Raw genomic sequence first — 20,226 nt, 5'->3', positions numbered from 1 at the left:
CTTACCGTCTACGTCCCCGGGCCGGCTTCTTCCCGGAGGGTGCCGGCTTCTTCTTAAAAGGGGCCGATTTCTTCGCCGGGCGCGGTCCCTTCCCCGTGGGATGCGGCGTGCGCTGTTCCGGTTCGGTGCGCTTTCCGGCGGGTGACCGGGAGCTGTGTTCCGAGCGGCCGCGCACTACGCCGACGAACTCCTCGACCGAATCGGTCGTCCGGTCCGAGAGCCAGGCCAGGGCGATTTCGGTGTCACCGGTATCGGTCACCGTGCGGTAGATGAGATCGCGCCGGTGGTGCAGGCGGGCGATCGAATGAGGCACGATGGCCACGCCGACTCCGGCGGCGACGAGTTCGAGGGCGCCTGTGACCGCGTCGATATCGGCGGTGTCCTGCAGGCGTTCGTCCGCGAGATCGGCCATGGCGACCTCCTCGAACAATGAGATCTCGTGCTCCTTGGGTGCCACGACGACGGGTAACTCGCGGTAGAGCGGAATCGCGTTCATACCGGCGCGGTCGATCGGCAAGCGGACGAAGCACATATCGACGCGGCCTTCGCGCAGCGCCGCCTCCTGATCGGCCTGGGCGACAGCGACCAGCTCGAGCGGCGTATCCGGGAACCGCCGACCCCAGATACGCTCCCATTTGGTGACGGTGACGCCCGGCACGAACCCGACCCGCAGCGTGGCGGGGGGAGTGGCCGCTGTGTCGTCTGCCGCGTTCGCCGCACCCGCGATGATGTTGCGCGCTTCCCGCAGCAGGTCCTGTCCGGCGTCGGTCAGCCGGGTCGGCTGGGCGCCGGGCACGAACAGTTTCGTCCCGAGTTCGGTCTCCAGTTCGATGACGGTGTGGCTGAGCTTCTGGCGGGAGATGTGCAATGCCTTCGCGGCGCGGGCGAAGTGCAGTTCCTCCGCGACTGCGGTAAACCAGCGCAGACGCTGCACATCGATCGAGGAGAACCGGCTCATACCGGCAAGCGTATGGCACCGCGGAGTCCGGACCGGCTCGGCGGCCCGATACGCTATGGCGGTGAGCCAGGACAAGAAACCGCAGATGATGAAGCCGCTGACCGCGGCGAACAAGCTCGGCATCTATCTTCCGGCGGCTCCCGAAGAGTTCCGCAACGGTCCGATCTCCCGGGCCGAGCTCGAAGAGCTCCGGACGAACCCGCCGCAGTGGCTCACCGATCTGCGACGCAGCGGGCCGTTCCCGCGGGACATCGTGGCCCGCAAGCTCGGTATTTCCAACAGTGGCCTGACCAGGGCGGGAGTGTCCGATTCACTCACCGCCGACGAGATCGCGGCTTTCCTCGCGGATTCCCCGGACTGGCTGATCCGCGAACGCGAAAGCTATGCCGCCGTGCGCGCCGAAGAGGAACGGATCCAGGCCCAGGAAGCCGAACGCCGCGCGGCGACGAACCGGTCGGCGAAGGGCTATTAGCGCGCCGCGGGCCGGACACGAACCCAGGGCCAGGTCATCAGCGCCCAGACGATGAGCAGCAGGACTGCGACGGTCCCCAGATACCAGGGCCATGGTCCGAGTACATCGAGTAACGAAGGGGTCGCCGGTTTCCGGTTGACGAAGCCGTAGTTGGTGCCGGCGAGGGAATTGAAGACGAAGGTCACCCCTACCCACGCCACTGTGGCCGCCACTGCGAACCGGTAGCTACGCCAGTCCGGGTGCATGCCCACACCCCAGGTGAGGTATATCGCTGCCCAGACGACGAGCAGGTGGATCGCCCAGAACGCCAGGAACTCGTAGTGCGGGAATTCCGGACTTTCCAGCGCCGGTGACAGGAGTGCCTGCGTACTCAACGTCAGGCACCAGTAGTAGGTCAGCGCGTACGCCCAACGTCGGTGTGACCACAATGCGTAGCCGGCGGCGAGGGTCGCGAGATCGGTCAGGCGCAGCGGAACCGAGCGTTCGATGGCCGGGGGGAACATCGAGAACAGGTAGATCAGCAGATACAGCACCACGGTCACCGCACCGAACGTCCGGCTGAAGCGGTGTCCGGTCGCGGTATGGCGCTGCCTGCGCCCGAGCAGTACGACCGCCATTGCTCCCACGGCGAACACGACGAGCACGATCCAGTGCGACAGTCCGTACGCGGAGAACTCCCTCGCCGTCGATGGCTGCACGCCTGGTCACTCTAATGGTGCAGTGCTGTTTCGCCGCCTACATCGGGGCCGCCACTGCCGGGGTGTGTCCGTCACCCGGGCGCCGGTGAGTAGCGGCCGGGATCAGCTACTGAGGAGGGTGCGGGCGACGAGGGTGATCTGGTGTACGGCACGGTCGCTGGTCCCGGTGGGCTGGAACAGGTGGCTGAGGGCGAGGCGGACGATCGCTTCGACTCTGGTACCCAGATCGTCGTCGGCGAAGTCGTCGAGCCCGTACTGTGCCCGCACAATGGCGGTGAACGCGGCGGAAGCGCGACCGAGTACGGGTTCCGGTTCGGTCATCAGCGTGGGTAGCAGCGCGGTGTCGGCGCCGGAGCGGCCCGCCAGGACGACCTTCAGCAGGGTGTTGTCGGCCGCCGCGCGCAATGTGTAATCGGCCGCGGCGGTGATTCCGGCGAGCAGGTCGTGGGGTTCGGTGGCGACGGCTTCGGTGACCCCGGCGAGGAAAGTGTCGAGCTCGGCGGCGACGACGACCTCTGCCAGCTCCTGTTTTGTGCCGATCTCCTTGTAGAGCACGGGGCGGCTCACGCCGACTTCCTTGGCGATTCGGGACATGTTCACCGCTCCCCAGCCTTCGGTGCAGGCCAGCCGGCGTGCGCTGTCGATGATGCGCGCGCGCAACAGGACGCGCATTTCGCTCTGGAAGTTCGGGGCGTCGGCCACGCCGGCCAGCCTACACTGCGTGGCTGTATGACCCGTCGTTGACAATTAATACCGATATGTCTGTAATGAATACACTTTGACGTAAAGTGTAAACGGTCGAGTGTGGCGGTTGCCGCCCATCGGCCGGTCCGGTGGTCGCGATCTGTGGGTGCCGGTACTCGGGAAGACGAGGAGGGACGACCATGACGACGTCCGCAATGCATTCCCCCGATACGGCAACACCGCCGTGGCGCGACCGCAAACGCTATCTGTGGTTACTCGGACTGGTTGCGCCCACAGCGCTGCTGCTCGCCGCCGCGCTGGTGTGGACGTTCAACCAGCTGGGATGGCAGTCGGTGGCGCCGGTGTGGTGGTGGATCGGCCCGCTGCTGGTCTACGTGCTGTTGCCGATATCGGACCTGTTCTTCGGCCCGGACGGTCAGAATCCGCCGGACGAAGTGATGGAGCAGTTGGAGCACGACCGGTACTACCGCTACTGCGTGTACGCCTTCATTCCGTTCCAGCTGATCAGCCTGGTCTTCGCCGCATACCTATGGACCGCGGCGGACCTGTCGTGGCTGGGCAACGACGGCGGACTGGGATTGTGGTCGCAGATCGGGGTCGCGCTGACGGTCGGGGTCATGGGGGGCGTCGGAATCAATACCGCCCACGAACTCGGCCACAAGAAACAATCGCTCGAACGGCGGTTGTCGAAGGTCTCACTGGCGCAGACCGGTTACGGGCACTTCTACATCGAACACAACCGCGGCCACCACGTCCGGGTCGCCACGCCCGAAGATCCGGCCAGCGCGCGTTTCGCCGAATCCTTCTGGACCTTCCTGCCTCGTAGCGTATGGGGGAGTTTGCGATCGGCGTGGTCACTGGAGCGAACCCGGTTGCGGCGCCAGGGCAAAGGCCCGTGGACCCTGCGCAACGATGTCCTGAATGCCTGGTCGATGACCGTGCTGCTGTGGGGTGTGCTGGCCGTGGTGTTCGGGCCGGCTGTCCTGCCCTTCTTGCTGATCCAGGCCGTCTACGGATTCTCGCTACTGGAAACGGTGAACTATCTCGAGCATTACGGACTGCTCCGCCAGCGCACCGCCTCGGGTCGTTACGAACGCTGCACTCCGGAACACAGTTGGAACTCCGACCACATCGTCACCAATATCTTCCTCTACCACCTGCAGCGGCACAGCGACCACCACGCGAACCCCACTCGCCGCTACCAGACCCTGCGCAGTATGGCCGGTGCTCCCAACCTGCCGAGCGGTTACGCGAGCATGATCACCCTGGCCTACTTCCCGCCGCTGTGGCGGCGGGTGATGGACCACCGGGTCCTGAATCATTACCGCGATGACATCACCCGGGTGAACATCCAGCCCGGCAAACGCGACCGGGTTCTCGCCGAGTACGGGGGCGCGAGCTGATGGCTGCCTACCTCTGCCCGGTCTGCGACTACCGCTACGACGAGGCCACCGGCGCGCCGCGGGAAGGCTTCCCGGCGGGAACGGCATGGTCGGCGATTCCCGGCGATTGGTGCTGCCCCGATTGCGGAGTGCGGGAGAAACCGGACTTCGAACCCGTCGGCCCGCCGGAAGGACGCTGAGATGACCACCGGATACAAGCTCTACCGATGCGTGCAGTGCGGTTTCGAATACGACGAGGAACTGGGCTGGCCGGAGGACGGTATCGTCCCCGGAACGCGGTGGGAGGATATCTCAGACGACTGGTCGTGCCCGGATTGCGGTGCGGCGAAAAGCGATTTCTTTATGGTGGAGGTCGGTCGCCCCTGACGCTCGGTCCCTGACAACACGTCGAGGCAAAGAGTTCCTCCGGCGTGGTGGGCCCCGGTCCCTGGTGGATCGGGGCCCGCTGCCGTCGGCGAGTCCGATTGTCGTGCAAAGGCAATCGTGGGACGGTCTCGGCCGGTACCATCCTGCGTCGACAGGCGAATCGGCCGGCGCGCGCATTTGTGTCGTCCGGCAGGAGGGGGCGCGGCGCTATATCGAAATATGAACGGGCGCAACGCTGTCCCGCTGCCGCGCGACTTGTGCTGATCTGTAAAACTGAAGCTCGGCGAGTCTCGTCCGCACACCGATGGGCTCGTGATATCGACCGAGCTGCAGCGACAGGAGGGGGCATGGATCTCCACGGAGTCATCGCCGGAACAGCCGCCCGCGTCGGGTCCTCATCATCCCTCGACCAGGCAACTGCCGGCTCGGCACGTAGTTGAACCGAACCGCTGTGTCCTTCCCACGGCGACTCATCGAAAGGCAGGTCCCACGATGACCACGACCTCGGAGCGTTCCATATCCCCGACCGGGCAGGAGGTGCGCGAGATCGACGCAGTCGTCGTCGGAGCCGGATTCGCCGGCCTCCACATGCTGCACAAGTTACGCGGACTCGGTCTTTCGGTGCAGGTGTACGAAGCGGGCGACGGGCTCGGCGGCACGTGGTATTGGAACCGCTATCCGGGCGCCCGCGTCGATGTGAAAAGCATGTACTACAACTACTCCTTCGATCCGGAGCTCGAACAGGAGTGGGAGTGGACGGAGAAGTTGCCGCCACAGCCGGAATTGCTTCGCTACATCAACCACGTCGCGGATCGTTTCGATCTGCGTAAGGACGTGCAGTTGCGCACCCGGGTCACCGCTGCGGTCTACGACGAGTCCGCGGCGCGGTGGCGGATCACGACCGATCGGGGCGATGTTCTCTCGGCGCGGTTCGCGATCATGGCGACAGGCTGCCTGTCGGTGCCGAAAATGGTGGAAATACCGGGTATCGAGAGGTTCCGTGGCCGCAGCTTCCACACCGGCAACTGGCCAGAACAGGATGTGGACTTCACCGGCCGGCGAGTGGCGGTGATCGGTACCGGCTCCTCCGGAGTGCAGGTCATTCCGCTCGTCGCCGAAGCAGCCGCGCAGCTCACCGTTTTCCAGCGGACCGCGAACTATGTTCTTCCCGCCGGCAACCACGCCCTCGATCCCGAATTCCAGCGTGATATCAAGTCGCGCTATCGCGAGGTGCGTAAGGCAAACCGGGAATCGTCGTTCGGCATCGCGCGGCCCGAGGCCACCAAGGGGGCGCTCGAGGTGAGCGAAGCCGAACGCAATGCCTTCTATCGCGCGGTATGGGAGGACAAGGACAGCGAGCTGGTGAGCATGCTGACCGGATTCACCGACACACTCGCCGACGAAGCCTCCAACGAGACTGCCGCGCAGTTCATCCGCGACCGCATCGCCGAGATCGTCACCGATCCGGCTACCGCCGAACTGCTGCAGCCCACGGGCCTGTTCGGCGTCAAACGTCCGGTATTGGGCACGAACTACTACGAAACCTTCAATCGTCCCGGCGTCCGGCTCGTGGACCTGCGCGCGACTCCGCTCACCGAGGTCACCGAGTCCGGACTCGAGACAGCGCAGGAGAGTTTCGAGTTCGACGACATCATCTACGCCACCGGGTACGACGCGATGACCGGTGCGTTGAACGCGATCGATATCCGTGGCCGGGGTGGCGCGCCGCTACGGGCGAAGTGGGCCGGCGGGCCCGTGACCTACCTGGGACTCGCCGTGGCGGGTTTTCCGAACCTCTTCACGATCACCGGCCCGGGCAGCCCGTCGGTCCTGTCGAACATGATGGTGTCCATCGAGCAGCATGTCGACTGGATCGCGGACGCGATCGAGACGATGCGAGCCCAAGGCGCCACGACCATGGAGGCCGAGACCGGCGCGGAGCAGGAATGGACGCGGCACGTCGACGAGGTCGGCAATATGACGCTCTACCCGAAGGTGGACTCCTGGTATGTCGGATCGAATGTGCCCGGTAAGCCGCGGGTGATGTACGCCTACATCGGCGGTGTCGGAGCGTATCGCGAAAAATGCGAACAGGTCGCTGCCGACGGCTACGACGGTTTCACTCTGACGCAGTGACCGCGGGACAACCTCGGGGCGGGCGCCGGATGACGCCCGCTCCCGAGGTGGTCGTGCTCTTCCACAACCGGCAAGCGTGTTGTGGGGTGGACGGATTCGGGACCGGTGGCGTGGCCCGGCCGGTGTGGCCGTCGTCAGACGAGACGCATCGGCGGGCACGCGGGAAACTGAACCGGTAGTTCGGCCAATGCGCGGTGGAACTGCCCCTGCCGCCACTGTAGTTGCTGCGCAGATCCTTGCGGTTGGATCTCCGGCAGGGCGTCGAGCAGCAGGTCGATGGCCTGTGCGGCGATCGTCTGAGCAAGGTTCTGGGCGGGGCAGCCGTGCGGGCCGCCTCCCCATGCCAGGTGCGACCGGTTGCCCTTCCGGTCACCGCCCACGACGGTGGGATCGTTGTTGCACGCGGCCAAGCTGATGACCACCGGTTGATCGGCCGGTAACCACGTATCGCCGACGAGTTGCGGCTGCCGGGGATAGCTCACGCACCAGTTCGCCAGCGGCGGATCCTCGAACAGCACCTCGTCGATGGCGTCCCGGGTGGACATGGCGCCGCTGAGCAGCTGACCCCCGTATTGATCATCGGTCATCAACAGCAGCAACGTATTGAGGATGAGATTGCAGGTGGGCTCCGTCCCCATCGAGAACAGGAGCGCGGCCTGATTCACCATTTCCATGGCATCGAGCCCGTCCGGGTGCTTCAACAGCTCCGAGGTCAGATCGTTGCCCGGCTCGGCCTGTTTCTGCTGGACAACTCCGATCAAAGCCTCGACGAAACGCTGCTGCCCCGCTTCGGCGCCCACCCCCTCCATCATCGCCGCCATCCCCTCGTACGCCGCGGCCGCGGCGTCCTCGGGAAAGCCCATGAGTTCACTCAGGACGCGGAAGGTCAGCGGATACGCGTAGTCCGTGTGCAGGTCTGCGGTACCGCGCCCACAGAACTTGTTGATCAGCGCCTCGGCGGCCCGGGCCACCGTGTCGTGAACCTTGTGCAGGTCGACGGTGTCCAATGCCGCGATGATGGTGCGCCGGTAACGCTCGTGTTCCACGCCCGCGGTGCGCAGCGCATTCTGGCGATAACCCAGCATCGGCAACATCGGCGAGTCCGCGGGAGCGTTCTTCTCCCACCGGCGTGGATCGGCGGGGAAATGGAGTTCGTCGTTCAGGATCTGCATGGCCACCTGGTAACCGATTACGAGCGTCGCCGGCACACCAGGGGAAAGCTCGATCGGCACCAGCGGGCCGTGCGGTCGCATACTTTCGTAGGCGCGATGCGGATCGGCCGCGAACGACGGGCTGTCCAGCCGGAATTGCGGGCCGGTGGATACCGGGGGTCCGTGCGCGATCGGGGATTCTCCTTGCGAGTCTGTAGCGCTCAAAACGTGTTTCCCCCGCGCGGTTTCGCGTGGTGTCCCCTTCGGCCCGGCGAGGGGTGGCCTGGCATTCGTAGTGTGGGCATGCTGGCGCATACTACCGGGAGTTGTTTCAGCCCAAGCACTTTGGTGAGGCCAGCGCTTCAGTCCGGTGTGCGTACACGGCTACTGGTAAATCTGTGTGTGCCGGTCGCGGGGCGCCGGTCGGGCGATCTCGGAGAACGGATAGGTGTTCTAGCCCATCCACATCAGGCCGTCGTCGGGGGCGGTACCCAGGCCGGTGAATCCCACAGTGACGGCTCGAACGGCACGGCGGTGCCGTCGAATCCGCACGCCTGCTGGATCGGAGCGCCGCCGCCGAGGTACATCTCACCGCCCGGCAGCGCCGAGGAGCCACCGCCACCGCTCTGCCGTTCCAGCAGGATCAGCTGAACTCCGGCTGCGTCCGCCTCGAGCGCGGCCTCGTGCGCCCGGTGAGCGGGAGCCGGGTGATCCGGCGCCCCGCACGGGACCATTTCCGGCAGGTCACACAATGGCGAAGGCCATGCCCGGACCGAGGCGTGCTGTTGCCGGGTGATTCGGTCGCGGCGAAATCGACGGTTCGGCACCGGCGTGCCGCAGCGACGCCTCGCCGCCCGGTTCCCGGTTACCGGGAACGGTTCAGGTCAGCTCGCGGGCCATGCGGTTCAGTAGGGCGTGTCGGGAAGTGAAAGGAGCCGAGGGTGAGTTCGGAACGGATCGTGGTGGTTACCGGCGCCAGTCGCGGGGCGGGCAAAGGAATCGCTCTGGCCCTGGGCGAGACCGGGGCGACGGTGTACGTCACCGGGCGGACACAGCACGAAGGGGACGCACCGCTTCCGGGCACAGTGTTCGCGACCGCCGGAGAAATCACCCGGCGCGGTGGCCGGGGCGTGCCCGTCGTGCTCGATCATCGAGACGATGCACAGGTCGAGGCCCTGTTCGCCGGTGTGCGTGAGAAGCACGGCCGCCTCGATATCCTGGTGAACAACGCCCTCGCGGTGCCCGACGCCCTGACCCGGAAGGGGCCGTTCTGGGAGAAGCCGCTGTCTCTGCTCGACCTGCTCGACGTCGGTATGCGCTCGAGCTATGTCACCAGCTACTACGCTGCACCGCTACTGGTGGCCAACGGTGCGGGACTGGTCGTGAACACTTCCTCGTTCGGGGGCACCTGCTATATGCACGGCCCTGCCTACGGTGCGGGCAAGGCAGCGGTGGACAAGATGGCGCACGATATGGCTGTGGATTTCCGTCCGTGGAATGTGGCGGTCGTCTCGATCTGGATGGGTCTGCTCGTGACCGAGCGCACGCTCGCCGCATTCGCGGCGGACCCGGGCGCCTACGACGGGCTCGCCGCGACCGCCGAATCGCCGGAATTCACCGGCCGCGTGATCGATGCTCTCGCGCGCGACCCGGAGTTGATGAACCGTACCGGCCAGGTACTGATCGGCGCCGAGATCGCGCAGGAACTCGGCGTCGAGGACACGCAGGGCCGGCGCCCACCCTCGCACCGGCCCTTCCTCGGGGATCCGCCCGTGTTCTCCGCGGCGGTTATCGACTGACCTGGGTGCCCCGCTGTCCGATAGTGCTCGGCCGTGGATGTATCGGCCGCAGCGCGGCAGACCTGCCGGGGCCTAAGCATATGAGCGCAGCTGGCGCGCCAGGATCAGAGAGCTCGCCAGCAGCGCCAGGGCGACGGAGCACCACGGTACGGCGAGGCCCCAGCCGGTCGTGGCCGGCAACATATCGATCAAGGCTCCGGTGAACACCGAGCCGACCAGCACGCCGAGCCCGCCGATCGAGGAGAAGAACCCGAAGTAGGACCCGAGGCGGCGTTCGGCGGCTATCCGCGGCACCAGGTCCCGGGCGACGGGGAGAGTGATCATCTGTCCCAGTGTCAGGAGAAGGGTGAAGGCTGCGGGCGCGATGAGGGCCGGCACGCCCCGGAGTTGTATCGGTGCCAGGAGGGCCATCACGACGAACGCGGCAGCCGTCACGATGAGGCCCGCGGGCAGGGCCGCGGCGGTGCGTACGCGGCGGGTGATGGGGAGCTGGGCGATCACGACGACTATCGACGCCAGGGCGAAGTACGCGCCCAGTGGGGCCTGTGATCCCCACGTCCGGTCGAGCTCCAGCGGTAACAGTAGGTACAGCTGGTTGTATGCCACCAGCTGGGAGCTCATCGCCACGGCGAACAGCAGAAAGGCTCTGTTTGCGAGCACTTCCCGCCAGCCGTCGAGCCATCCTTCGGTGGCGTGGGCGCCGGGATGTGCGGGGAGCCGGTACAGGTGGAGAACCAGGATCGCGGCGAAAATGCCTGCCGCAACCAGGCAGGAGACGGAGAAATCGACCGCCAGCAGCAGCGATCCGAGCAGTGGGCCGATGAACGTACCGATCTGACCGCATACGGAGAAGAGCGCGAAGACATCTTTCCGGGACTGGCCGCCGTTCTCGGCACTTCCGGCGGCGGTGGCGAGTGCGGACTCGACCGCCGGGGAGAACAACGCGCCGGCGAAACCGGTCAGGATGGTCGCCACGACTATTCCGGCCACCGATTCGGCGAGCGCCAATCCGCCGAAGCCGAGTATCCGGAACGCGCAACCGGCGACGATCATGGGTTTCACACCCCACCGATCCGCGAGCGAGCCGCCGATGAAGAACAGGCCCTGCTGGGAGAACGTGCGAAGTCCGAGTACCACGCCGACGAATGCCGCGCGCAGGCCGAGGTCCTCCGTCAGGTGCACCGACAGGTACGGCAGCACCATGAAGAAGCCGATATTGAACGCGAGCTGAGTCAGAACGAGCAGCCGGACGGCCGGAGTCGCGGCGGTGAGGCCGGTCGGCAGCGGCCACCGGCGGCGGGGCGCCCGGGGGGTACGTGTCGCCGCGTCCGCCACCTCCGGCGAGTCCGGCCGGTCGTTACCGTGCGGCGCCGGCAACAGGTCCCGGTTCGAACAGAATCGACAGCCGCCCCGCCGACTCGTCGACGAGAACCTCGGCGCGGACGTTGTACACCTGGGCGATCAGTTCGGAGGTCAGTACTTCGGCGGGTGTGCCGCCGGCCACGACCCTGCCCGCGTGCAAAACGACGACCGAATCGCAGAACATGGCGGCGAGGTTGAGGTCGTGCAGGGCGATCACACTGGTGACGGGCAACCGGGTGACCAGCGCCAGCAACTCCAGCTGATGATGGATGTCCAGGTGGTTGGTCGGCTCGTCCAGCAACAGCTCACGAGGTTCCTGCGCCAGGGCGCGGGCGATCTGGGCCCGTTGTTTCTCCCCGCCGGAAAGCCGGTGCCAGAGCCGGTTCGCTTTCGCGGTGAGTCCGGTGTGCTCGAGCGCGGACGCGACCGCGGCGTCGTCGGCGACCGGGTCCCCGCCGAATGTTGTCCGGTGCGGGATGCGCCCGAGGCGTACGACGTCGCCGACCGTGATGTCGAGGTCGGTGTCGGCGTGCTGCCCCACCACGGCCACCGCGCGCGCGATGTCCCGGCGCCGCATGGCGGACAGGTCGTCGCCGTCGAGGGTCACCACACCCGCGGTCGGGCGTACGACACCGTTGAGCAGATGTAGCAGCGAGGATTTACCGGACCCGTTCGGACCGAGCAGGCCCACGGTCTCGCCGGGTTCCGGTGTCACTGTTACTCCGTCGACAACGAGCGCACCGCCGCGGTTCCAGCTGACGGTATCCGCGTGCAGGGTCATCGGACTTTCCTCCGGCGCGACAGAATGACGATGAACGCGGGAACACCGACCAGTGCGGTGCCCACACCCACCGGCAGCGGTGTCGGCGCGAAGGCGACGCGGGAGACGGCGTCCACCCACACCATGAAGAGCGCCCCCAGTAATGCTGTCGCGGGAACCAGCCGGCTGTGGCGGGGCCCCAGCAGGAACCGGGCCGCGTGTGGAAGTACGAGCCCGACGAACCCGATCGCACCGGCGACGCTGACCAGAGTCGCGGTGATGATCGCCGTGACCACCAGGAGCATCAGCCTGTTCCGGCCGACCGAGATACCCAGCGATGCCGCGATCTGGTCACCGAAGGAGAAGGCGTCCAGGACATGTGCGTAGTACAGGCACACCGCTGTCCCGAGAAGGACTACCGCCGCGCACAGCCGGACGTCGTCCCAGCGGACGCCTTCCAGCGATCCGAGAAGCCAGAACATCACACCGCGGGTCTCGTCGGAGTCCGCGAACGCGAAGATGACGAACGAGGTCAGCGCCGAGAACAGTTGCGTACTGGCGACGCCCGCGAGGATGACGCGGTCGTTGCTGCCGCCGGCGAGACGGGCGAGTAGCAGCACCAGCCCGAACGCGACCAGCGCTCCGATGAATGCACCGCCGGACAAACCGAGCGCGGCACTGCCCACACCCAGGACCCCCACGATCACGGCACCTGTCGACGCGCCGGAGGAGATCCCCAGGACGAACGGGTCCGCCAGCGGGTTGCGCAGCAGTGACTGCATGATCACACCGCAGATTCCGAGCCCGGCACCACACGCGGCAGCCACCAGGGCGCGCGGTAGCCGCTCCTCCCATACGATCGCGTTCTTCGCCGCCCGCACCGGAATATCGGCGAGACCGAGGTGATTGAGCAGGACATCGCGGACGTTCACCAGTGAGATTTCGGCCGGGCCCAGAGTGATGGCGACGAGGACCGACAGGGTGAGTGCGAGGATCCCGCCGACTGTGAGCAGCGACCCGGCGATCCCTCCCCACCTCCGAGCGCGTTCGGGGACGAGGGCGTCGGCGCGGTCGCGGGTGGCGGTCAGTTGGGCACCTGCACATCGCGAAGACCGGCAACGATCTTCTCGAGTCCGTCTACGGCCCGGATGGACGGGTTCATCTCGGCGCCGTGCAGGGCGATGTAGCGCTTGTTGCGCACGGCGTCGAGGTTACGTGTCACGGGATCGGACTCGAGGAAGGCGATCTTGTCGGCCAGCAGGTCCCCGGGAAAGCGGTTGCGCAGTAGGTCGGCGAGGACGAGGACATCCGGGTTGCGTTCGACGACGGTTTCCCAGCCGACCGCGGGCCAGTCGTCGGTCAGCTCCGCGAATGCGTTGGTGGCACCGACCGAGGTGGCGAGCAGGTTCGCCGAGCCCAGACCTCCGGCCACGTACGGGCTCTTGGTATCGGCGAACCAGAACGCCATCGACACGTTCGATTCCTCGAGGCCGGCGAGTGCTGTGGTCTCCCGGCTCTGCAGTTCGTCGATGAGTTGAGCGCCTCGCTCGTTCACATCGAAGACGGTGGCGAGTTCACGGATCTCCTGATACAGCGAATCCATCGTCAGTGGTGTCGTGCGCTTTCCGCCACCGTTGACGCTCACACCGTTATCGCAGTCGGTAGGGGACAGGTACGACCCGATCCCGGTCTCCTCGAACCGGTTTCGCTCGGCGACGCCGCCTTGCTCGAAATGCCGGCCGAACGACGCGGTGACGAAGTCGGGATCGGCACCCAGTACGACCTCGTAGGTCGGTGCGTTTTCCGCGAGGCGAGGAACCGATGCGTTCGCTGCTACCAGGTTCTCGCGAATGGGGTCCGTCCACGATGCGGTGCCCACCATGCGGTCGGCCAGACCGAGTGACAGCAGGATCTCGGTCGACCCCTGATCCAGGGATACGACTCGTTGCGGTGCCGCGTCGACGGTGATCGTCTCACCGCAGTTGTCGAGTACGACGGGGTAGACGGTGCTGCCCTCGCCGCCGGATACGTTGTCGAGGTCGGCGACCGGCTCGGATTGCCCGCAGGCCACGAGTGTGCTCGCCAGCACGGCGGTTACGGCCAGGAGCCCGATTCGGCCCATGGAAACTCTCATGTTCCTCACGTCTTTCTACTCCTCGGAAACCGGATATCGCCCCGCGCGATCACTGTGAGGCCGACAACCACAACCCGTACCGAGGAAGCAGGCGAACGCTAGCACAAGTAAACCTATCCTAAGTATCGCGGGCGGTCGCTGGGACCTCGGATCGGTAGAGTTCGGCGGCCGGCCCGGCAGCGGCTGCCCCGCCTCGGCCCGCGACAGGTGCGGCGGCCGCCGCCGTCGAATCCGGGCAATACTCTTGCGGGTAGTACGACGCCACGTCAGATGACGTCGCACGACCATCCGGGTTTCATCCCGTGCTCGGCGGCGCGGGGGCCGAGAGGAGTTCCCAGAGGTAGGCGACGTGGTCGGCCATATCGATCTCGGGGTCGTAGAGCCATTGCATTTGCAGGCCGTCCATGAGGGCGACGGTGAGGACGGCGAAGCGCTGCGGGTCGAGGTGGGCGGGGAGCCGGCCGTCGCGCTGCAGCTCGGCGACGCCCTCGGCGGCGAGGCGGCGGATATCGTGGTAGCGGTCGCGGAAGTAGGTGTGCGCGCGGTGTTCCGGTCGGGCGGCCTCGCCGGCGAAACGGGTGTAGAGCTCGACCAGCCCGGGAACGTCGGCATTGTGCCGCAGTACCTGCATCAAGCTGCCGGGGATATCAGGAGTGGGATCGGCGGGTGGAGCGAATGCGAGCCGGTCGGTGGCATCGCGGCGGGCGAGGATGGCGGTGAAGAGATCCTCTTTGCTGCCGAAGTAATGCAGCAGCCCGGTCTGGCTGAGGCCGACCGCGTCGGCGAGTTCTCGGACGGTGGTACGGCCGTAGCCGACGCGCGCGACAATCGCCAACGCCGCCTCCAGGATCTCCTCCCGCTTGGCGACCCCTTTCGAATACGAGCCACGTCGCGCCACGGCGTGACTGTACCGGGCGCCTCTTTGCCGATAAAACCGAATGGCGTACTGTTTTCGGTATCCGACCGGAGGAGTCTCGATGACGAGCCGTACCGATCTGTCCCAGCTGTCCCTCGCCGAGAAGGCCGCCCTCGGTAGCGGCGCCGACTTCTGGACATCCCGGGCGATCGGCCCCGTTCCCGCGTTGACGCTGACCGACGGTCCGCACGGAGTGCGCCGCCAGACCGGCGCGACCGACCACCTCGGACTGGCGGGCAGTGAGCCCGCCACCTGCTTCCCGCCCGCGGTCGGGTTGGCGAACAGCTGGGATCCGGGGCTGGTGCGCCGGGTCGGTGAAGCGCTGGGCCGGGAGGCGCGGGTCCTGGGGGTGGACGTGCTGCTCGGGCCCGGTGTGAACATCAAACGTGATCCGCGCGGCGGCCGGAACTTCGAGTACTACTCGGAGGATCCGCTGCTCACCGGCCGGCTCGGTGCAGCCTGGGTCGGTGGCGTGCAGAGCGCAGGAGTCGGTGCCTCACTCAAGCATTTTGCGGCCAACAACGCCGAACACGACCGGATGCGCGCCAGCTCCGATATCGATCCGCGCCCGCTGCGTGAAATCTACCTGCGCGCCTTCTCGCATATCGTGCGCACCGCGCGGCCGTGGACGGTCATGTGCTCCTACAATCGCATCAACGGCGTGTCGGCCGCGCAGAACCGCTGGTTGCTCACCGATCTGCTGCGCGGGGAGTGGGGTTTCGACGGTGTCGTCGTGAGCGACTGGGGTGCAGTGGTCGACCGCCCCGCCTCGGTGGCGGCCGGACTGGACCTCGCGATGCCCGGCGGGCCCGGTGCCGGCGACGATCGGGTGGTCGCCGCGGTCGAGGCGGGCGCCCTGGACGAGGCCGCGGTGACCGCCGCTGCCACGAACGTGGCCGGGCTGGCCGAACGAATTCACCAAGCGCGTACTCGGACCGTGGACGAGCCGGGCGGAACGGCCGCAGCGTCCGAGCAGACGGACCCGGGCGCGCACTCGGAGGAGAACACCGGCTCCGGTGTTTCCGGTGGTCTCGCCGACACTCACCACCGCCTCGCCCGCGAGGCCGCGGCCCGCTGCGTGGTCCTGTTGCAGAACGATCGCGACCTGCTGCCGCTGACTCCCGGACGCAATATCGCGGTGATCGGACCCTTTGCCGCCGAACCCCGCTATCAGGGCGGGGGCAGCTCCCACGTCACCGCGACCCGCATCGACTCCCCGCTCGCCGAGATCCGAGCTCTCGGCGGCGATACCGTGACCTACCACCCCGGCTTCACGGTCACGACCGGCGACGCCGACCCCGCGGACCTCCGCGACGAGGCCGTTGCAGCGGCCCGCGATGCCGAGGTGGCGGTCGTATTCCTGGGCTTGGCTGCCGACCAGGAATCCGAGGGCTTCGACCGCGACCACCTGGAGCTTCCCGCCGAACAGCTGGAACTCCTCGCCGCGGTCGCGCGCGAGCAGCCGGACACGGTGGTAGTGCTCGCGCACGGCGGCGTGCTGCGACTGGAGCCGGTCGCCCGCCTGGCACCTGCGGTGCTGGACGGGGCACTGCTCGGCCAGGCCGGTGGGGGTGCGCTCGCCGATGTGCTGTTCGGTGTGGTGAACCCGTCGGGCCGGCTGGCCGAGACGGTCCCGGTACGTCTGCAGGACACCCCCGCCTACCTGAACTTCCCCGGCGAGAACTCGCATGTGCGCTACGGCGAGGGCCTCTTCGTCGGCTACCGCTGGTACGACGCCCGCGACCTGGACGTCTGCTACCCGTTCGGACACGGTCTGTCCTACACCGGTTTCGGCTATTCCGGGCTCTCGGCGGGACCGGCGGGTGACGGCTTCACCGTGCGGCTCACCGTGACCAACACCGGCACCCGGCCGGGCCGTGAGGTCGTGCAGATCTACACCGGGGTTCCGGACTCGGCCGTGCAGCGCCCGGTTCGTGCGCTGACCGGCACCGCGGTCACCGGCGAGCTGGCACCCGGTGCGAGTGAACAGGTCACGATCGACGTACTGCGGGAGGACCTTGCCTACTGGGAAACCCGCATCGGCCGGTGGGTGCTCGAGCCGGGCACGTACCGGGTCTGGGCCGGCGCCTCCAGCCGGGATCTGCGCGCCGACATCGATATCGACCTGGCGGGCGACACACTGCGGATACCGATCACCCTCGACTCGACGCTCGGCGAGGCGATGGCCGACCCGCGCGCCGCCGCCGCGCTGAGTGCGGTGTTCGGCGAGATGGCCGACAGTATGGGCAGTGGTGACGCGCTCGGTGTGGACATGATGCGCATGATCGCCTCCATCCCATTGAACCGGCTCGCTTTGTTCGGGATGGCATCGGAGCAACTCGATGCTCTGCTCGCCGCAGCGAATACCACTCCTCCGGACTCGGGCGAGCGTGCCGACTGAGTTCGGACGTCCAGCCCGTTTCGCGGAGGGACAGGTGTCCGCCGGACGGCGGAATATGCGGACCGAATGATCGGCGGCCCTCGGGCCCGGCACCCTCCCCGAATTCCGGCTCACGGCTGCCGAGTTCGATGGCCATGGCGTTGGCGGCTGGTTGCGGCGGGGCTATCGGAGACGCGGTAGCGGCGTGGCGACCACCGTGGGGCGGAGATCGCCGCGACCGGGAATTATTTCGCCGGGCAGATAATGTGTACGTCCGCTGTGCGGGGCCCCGTGCTGCTCCGGGGTGATCTGTGGTGTGCGATGCGGGCTCGGCCGGCTGGTGGCGTATGTAGCTCTTTTGCGCAGGCGGATTGCGGTCAGTGCGCTGACCACAGTCGAGCGGACTGGCAGGTCTACGGTCCGGGCGTCGCCGGCAGCGAGGTGGGCGATGCCCAGATCTGTGGTGACCAGGACGATTTCGGTGCCGTTTTGCCGGTAGCGGCGCGCGTCTCGGGCCAGGGCGGCCACGGTGTGCCGGGACAGGAATTCGAGCCCGCCGGCGTCGATGATCACGGCGGAGCCGGTGCGCACTGCCTCTTCGACGGCTTCGCGGACTTCGGTGCGCCACAGCGGCACCGTGGCTGCGTCGGCTCTGCCACGCGCCGACAAGATGACGGCTTCGCCGCGGTGGCGGGTGCGGAAGCTCAGCTGGTCACCGGGAAGTCGGGAGTTCGCCGGTGTGGACGCGGAGGTGGACGGAATCGGTGAATCGTCAACAGTCGGGTTCATAGGCACTCGCATGGGGTCGATATGCAATGACTGGCGTGATGCTCAGACCGAAGAGAAGGATTCCGTCGGCCTGCATCGGGGAGATTAGGTGATCGCGCCGGAGCCGCCAACGGTTTGATCGAAACGTTCCTGCCGGGCGATTCGGCTGTTATCGGGGTACCGGGCGTGATCACGTGGCGATATCGGCCCGGCCTGCCACCTGGGGTCGGCTGGTGACCACGGTCCCCCGGTGCCGGTGCCGTTCGGCGAGTGATCGGCCGCGGGCGATTATGTACGCCCGGGTGGTGGCGGCCTGCGGTCGCGGAGCCGGTCACGTTCGGTGGTCAGCGCCGCGTTGGCGTCGCGGAGTGTGGCGTTGGCGTCTTCGAGTTCGAGGATGCGTCCGACCGCGGTGAGCGGGATGCCTTGGCCGTTCAGTTCGGCGATGCGGTGTAGCCGTGCCAGATCGTCGTGGCTGTAGCGGCGGGTGCCGCCGGAGCTTCGCTCCGGGGTGACCAACCCGTGTCGCTCGTAGAGGCGCAGCGTCTGGACCCCGACGCCGGCCAGTTCCGCGGCCACCGATATCGCGTACACGCCCTGCCCGTCTCCGGGCCGGTGGCGGCCCTGGTCACCCGCGTTTTTCACTGGTCCTCACCATCCTCTCGTCATTTATTTTGCCGTACCACTTGCACTCGACTGCATCGAGTGCTAATAAATGATATGTGTCAGTTGACATAGATTATCTGGTTTCTCTTCGACAGTGAAGGAGTGAACTGGAGGTGGCGACCATGTTGATGCGCACCGATCCCTTCCGTGATCTGGATCGTCTGACCCAGCAGGTTTTCGGCACACCGGCGCGGCCGGCGGCAATGCCGATGGATGCCTGGCGTGAGGGCGACGACTTCTTCGTCGAGCTGGATCTGCCCGGCATCGACCCGGACTCCCTGGACCTGGACGTCGAACGCAATGTGGTGACCGTGCGGGCATCGCGCCCGGAACTGGATGCCGATCGTTCGATGCTGGCGGCCGAGCGCCCGCGCGGTGTGTTCAGCCGGCAGCTGTTCCTGGGGGAGAACCTCGATACCGACGCGATCCGCGCCGATTACCGCGACGGCGTGCTGCGCCTGGTGATCCCGGTCTCGGAGCAGGCCAAGCCCCGCAAGATCGAGATCGCGCGCCACGACCACGAGCGTCAGGCACTCACCGCCTGACCTTCCGGGTCGGCGCCGGCACGGAGGCCGACCATGTACGCACCGAACGGCATCAGGAACAACAGGCTATCGGGCGTGGAGGCGCGGCTGATCGAACTCGATCCCGACGTCGAGGAGCTGTTCGCGGAAGTCGACGAGGCGCTGTGCGCGGCCCGGGTCCGGTGGATACCGGGGCTGCGTACGACCGTCGCCCCACGGCGGCGGGCCGTCGACTTCAGGCCTCCCGCTCCCCGGCTGCGGGGTCGGCGGCCGGCGCGGGTCCGGGCACGCGCCCGCGGCCCGCCCGAGTACCGCAGGTCCCGCGCATCCCGACAAGTAGGCATTAAGGGAGGTGATATCCGTCCCTCGTACGCAGCAGGACCGGCCACGGGGCAAGGGAATGCACCGGGCCCGCGGGGATTGCACCGACGCCGACGACGCGCCCGCCGCGGCGCGCCGGCACCGCCACCGCACGTGGCACGTCGGGCCGAGTCGTTCCGCCCGGCCGGTCCTGAGTTCTTCAATTCTCCCCACTCCATCCGGCGACGGGTGGGCCCGGTCGGCATTCGGCCTCCGGGCCCACCCGGGCTTGCCTGAAAAGTAGTTCCCCCGATCATGGTTCGAGAGAGGAACGACGCCATGACCATGCCCGCTTCCCGCCTGATCTCGATCGCGTCGGCCTCCATTCCGTCCGCGCCGACCGTGTCGAACAAGCAGGGGTCACAGCCCACGACGCCGACGCCGGTCGCACCCCCCGGCCCGGGGCCCGCAGCCGTCCGGCGCCGCACCACCGCCCCCGGGGGCGGTACGGCAGTCGACGACTTCGCCGCCGATGTGCACTGGCCCGACCCCAGTCCGCTACACCAGTGGTGGACGGAGGTCATGGACGGCGTGAACGTTCCCCGGCCTCGCCGCGCCGCCTGAATCCGGCGAGATCCGCGTCCGGCGTCAGCCCGGCACCGGCCGGCGACAGACGGAGGGAGGCCGTGAACCCCGGCGGTGAGCACTCGAACCGAAGAAGAACGGCA

At 67.2% G+C, this 20,226-nt stretch carries 21 protein-coding genes; 9 read left to right on the top strand and 12 right to left on the bottom strand.

Going from position 1 to position 20,226, the window contains the following annotated elements; genetic code table 11:
* Position 1: 1 nt before the first annotated feature.
* Entirely contained in the window at positions 2–958 is a 957-nt protein-coding gene (locus tag NFL01S_RS13480) for a LysR family transcriptional regulator (protein WP_062975035.1), read from the bottom strand.
* Positions 959–1,019: 61 nt separating this feature from the next.
* Here NFL01S_RS13480 and NFL01S_RS13475 point away from each other — a divergent pair, with 61 nt between their 5' ends.
* The gene (locus NFL01S_RS13475; RefSeq protein WP_062975837.1) at positions 1,020–1,430 is read left to right on the top strand and encodes a DUF5997 family protein; all 411 of its coding nucleotides are present in this window, start codon (positions 1,020–1,022) and stop codon (positions 1,428–1,430) included.
* Here NFL01S_RS13475 and NFL01S_RS13470 read toward each other — a convergent pair.
* Both NFL01S_RS13470 and NFL01S_RS13465 read right to left on the bottom strand, forming a co-directional pair.
* Complete coding sequence (locus NFL01S_RS13470; protein WP_062975034.1) at positions 1,427–2,128, bottom strand: YwaF family protein; 702 nt, start codon at positions 2,126–2,128, stop codon at positions 1,427–1,429. The genes NFL01S_RS13475 and NFL01S_RS13470 overlap by 4 nt on opposite strands.
* A 102-nt stretch (positions 2,129–2,230) precedes the next feature.
* Positions 2,231–2,830, bottom strand: coding sequence for a TetR/AcrR family transcriptional regulator (locus NFL01S_RS13465; protein ID WP_063915937.1), 600 nt, complete (start codon positions 2,828–2,830; stop codon positions 2,231–2,233).
* A 182-nt stretch (positions 2,831–3,012) separates the two neighbouring features.
* Here NFL01S_RS13465 and NFL01S_RS13460 point away from each other — a divergent pair, with 182 nt between their 5' ends.
* The 4 genes from NFL01S_RS13460 to NFL01S_RS13445 all read left to right on the top strand — a co-directional run bounded on the left by NFL01S_RS13460 (position 3,013) and on the right by NFL01S_RS13445 (position 6,738).
* Positions 3,013–4,236 carry an alkane 1-monooxygenase gene (locus tag NFL01S_RS13460; protein WP_062975032.1) on the top strand — a complete coding sequence of 408 codons (1,224 nt, stop codon included), beginning with the start codon at positions 3,013–3,015 and terminating at the stop codon, positions 4,234–4,236.
* A complete protein-coding gene (locus NFL01S_RS13455; RefSeq protein ID WP_062975030.1) occupies positions 4,236–4,415 on the top strand; it encodes a rubredoxin in 180 nt (59 codons plus the stop codon). Before NFL01S_RS13460 ends, NFL01S_RS13455 begins: the two co-directional genes overlap by 1 nt.
* A 1-nt stretch (position 4,416) precedes the next feature.
* A complete protein-coding gene (locus NFL01S_RS13450) occupies positions 4,417–4,602 on the top strand; it encodes a rubredoxin (RefSeq protein ID WP_062975028.1) in 186 nt (61 codons plus the stop codon).
* A gap of 537 nt (positions 4,603–5,139) precedes the next feature.
* Positions 5,140–6,738, top strand: a complete 1,599-nt coding sequence (locus tag NFL01S_RS13445; protein ID WP_280507527.1) for a flavin-containing monooxygenase — start codon at positions 5,140–5,142, stop codon at positions 6,736–6,738.
* A gap of 134 nt (positions 6,739–6,872) precedes the next feature.
* On the opposite strand, the gene NFL01S_RS13440 is transcribed toward NFL01S_RS13445, so the two are convergent.
* Together NFL01S_RS13440 and NFL01S_RS13435 are read right to left on the bottom strand one after the other, a co-directional pair.
* Positions 6,873–8,114 (bottom strand): cytochrome P450 family protein, encoded by a 1,242-nt coding sequence (locus NFL01S_RS13440; RefSeq protein ID WP_062975026.1) that lies wholly within the window; start codon positions 8,112–8,114, stop codon positions 6,873–6,875.
* A 242-nt stretch (positions 8,115–8,356) separates the two neighbouring features.
* Positions 8,357–8,623, bottom strand: coding sequence for a hypothetical protein (locus NFL01S_RS13435; protein ID WP_062975023.1), 267 nt, complete (start codon positions 8,621–8,623; stop codon positions 8,357–8,359).
* A 207-nt stretch (positions 8,624–8,830) separates the two neighbouring features.
* Between NFL01S_RS13435 and NFL01S_RS13430 the strand changes: the two genes are divergently transcribed.
* Positions 8,831–9,688 (top strand): SDR family NAD(P)-dependent oxidoreductase, encoded by an 858-nt coding sequence (locus tag NFL01S_RS13430; RefSeq protein ID WP_062975021.1) that lies wholly within the window; start codon positions 8,831–8,833, stop codon positions 9,686–9,688.
* Positions 9,689–9,760: 72 nt separating this feature from the next.
* Here the strand turns inward: NFL01S_RS13430 and NFL01S_RS13425 are convergent, their stop codons facing one another.
* The 5 genes from NFL01S_RS13425 to NFL01S_RS13405 form a co-directional block, all read right to left on the bottom strand.
* A complete protein-coding gene (locus NFL01S_RS13425) occupies positions 9,761–11,023 on the bottom strand; it encodes an MFS transporter (RefSeq protein ID WP_062975833.1) in 1,263 nt (420 codons plus the stop codon).
* A 22-nt stretch (positions 11,024–11,045) separates the two neighbouring features.
* Positions 11,046–11,831 carry an ABC transporter ATP-binding protein gene (locus NFL01S_RS13420; RefSeq protein ID WP_062975019.1) on the bottom strand — a complete coding sequence of 262 codons (786 nt, stop codon included), beginning with the start codon at positions 11,829–11,831 and terminating at the stop codon, positions 11,046–11,048.
* Entirely contained in the window at positions 11,828–12,835 is a 1,008-nt protein-coding gene (locus NFL01S_RS13415; RefSeq protein WP_157116514.1) for a FecCD family ABC transporter permease, read from the bottom strand. Before NFL01S_RS13415 ends, NFL01S_RS13420 begins: the two co-directional genes overlap by 4 nt.
* A 59-nt stretch (positions 12,836–12,894) precedes the next feature.
* Entirely contained in the window at positions 12,895–13,944 is a 1,050-nt protein-coding gene (locus NFL01S_RS13410) for an ABC transporter substrate-binding protein (RefSeq protein WP_062975015.1), read from the bottom strand.
* 295 nt (positions 13,945–14,239) lie between these two features.
* Positions 14,240–14,842 carry a TetR/AcrR family transcriptional regulator gene (locus tag NFL01S_RS13405; protein ID WP_062975012.1) on the bottom strand — a complete coding sequence of 201 codons (603 nt, stop codon included), beginning with the start codon at positions 14,840–14,842 and terminating at the stop codon, positions 14,240–14,242.
* 79 nt (positions 14,843–14,921) lie between these two features.
* Here NFL01S_RS13405 and NFL01S_RS13400 point away from each other — a divergent pair, with 79 nt between their 5' ends.
* Complete coding sequence (locus NFL01S_RS13400; protein ID WP_062975010.1) at positions 14,922–17,261, top strand: glycoside hydrolase family 3 C-terminal domain-containing protein; 2,340 nt, start codon at positions 14,922–14,924, stop codon at positions 17,259–17,261.
* Between the two features lie 162 nt (positions 17,262–17,423).
* Here the strand turns inward: NFL01S_RS13400 and NFL01S_RS13395 are convergent, their stop codons facing one another.
* Both NFL01S_RS13395 and NFL01S_RS13390 read right to left on the bottom strand, forming a co-directional pair.
* Positions 17,424–18,029 (bottom strand): STAS domain-containing protein, encoded by a 606-nt coding sequence (locus tag NFL01S_RS13395; protein ID WP_062975008.1) that lies wholly within the window; start codon positions 18,027–18,029, stop codon positions 17,424–17,426.
* Between the two features lie 267 nt (positions 18,030–18,296).
* Complete coding sequence (locus NFL01S_RS13390; protein ID WP_062975006.1) at positions 18,297–18,653, bottom strand: MerR family transcriptional regulator; 357 nt, start codon at positions 18,651–18,653, stop codon at positions 18,297–18,299.
* Positions 18,654–18,796: 143 nt separating this feature from the next.
* On the opposite strand from NFL01S_RS13390, the gene NFL01S_RS13385 reads away from it, so the two are divergent.
* On the top strand, positions 18,797–19,219 hold the full coding sequence (locus NFL01S_RS13385) for an Hsp20/alpha crystallin family protein (RefSeq protein ID WP_062975831.1): 423 nt from the start codon (positions 18,797–18,799) through the stop codon (positions 19,217–19,219).
* Positions 19,220–19,837: 618 nt separating this feature from the next.
* Positions 19,838–20,122 (top strand): hypothetical protein, encoded by a 285-nt coding sequence (locus NFL01S_RS13380; protein WP_062975004.1) that lies wholly within the window; start codon positions 19,838–19,840, stop codon positions 20,120–20,122.
* The last annotated feature ends 104 nt before the right edge of the window (positions 20,123–20,226 follow it).

Source organism: Nocardia flavorosea NBRC 108225, assembly GCF_001613385.1.
Taxonomy (GTDB): domain Bacteria; phylum Actinomycetota; class Actinomycetes; order Mycobacteriales; family Mycobacteriaceae; genus Nocardia; species Nocardia flavorosea.
The sequence above is the reverse complement of the archived record's forward strand: the minus strand, read 5'-3'. Positions and strand labels throughout refer to the sequence as shown.

Excerpts from the sequence above, each read along its gene's own strand:
- NFL01S_RS13480 (WP_062975035.1), bottom strand. The coding sequence starts at position 958 with ATGAGCCGGTTCTCCTCGATCGATGTGCAGCGTCTGCGCTGGTTTACC.
- NFL01S_RS13460 (WP_062975032.1), top strand. The coding sequence starts at position 3,013 with ATGACGACGTCCGCAATGCATTCCCCCGATACGGCAACACCGCCGTGG.
- NFL01S_RS13455 (WP_062975030.1), top strand. The coding sequence starts at position 4,236 with ATGGCTGCCTACCTCTGCCCGGTCTGCGACTACCGCTACGACGAGGCC.
- NFL01S_RS13450 (WP_062975028.1), top strand. The coding sequence starts at position 4,417 with ATGACCACCGGATACAAGCTCTACCGATGCGTGCAGTGCGGTTTCGAA.
- NFL01S_RS13435 (WP_062975023.1), bottom strand. The coding sequence starts at position 8,623 with ATGGTCCCGTGCGGGGCGCCGGATCACCCGGCTCCCGCTCACCGGGCG.
- NFL01S_RS13420 (WP_062975019.1), bottom strand. The coding sequence starts at position 11,831 with ATGACCCTGCACGCGGATACCGTCAGCTGGAACCGCGGCGGTGCGCTC.
- NFL01S_RS13410 (WP_062975015.1), bottom strand. The coding sequence starts at position 13,944 with ATGAGAGTTTCCATGGGCCGAATCGGGCTCCTGGCCGTAACCGCCGTG.
- NFL01S_RS13400 (WP_062975010.1), top strand. The coding sequence starts at position 14,922 with ATGACGAGCCGTACCGATCTGTCCCAGCTGTCCCTCGCCGAGAAGGCC.
- NFL01S_RS13395 (WP_062975008.1), bottom strand. The coding sequence starts at position 18,029 with ATGAACCCGACTGTTGACGATTCACCGATTCCGTCCACCTCCGCGTCC.
- NFL01S_RS13385 (WP_062975831.1), top strand. The coding sequence starts at position 18,797 with ATGTTGATGCGCACCGATCCCTTCCGTGATCTGGATCGTCTGACCCAG.
- NFL01S_RS13380 (WP_062975004.1), top strand. The coding sequence starts at position 19,838 with ATGACCATGCCCGCTTCCCGCCTGATCTCGATCGCGTCGGCCTCCATT.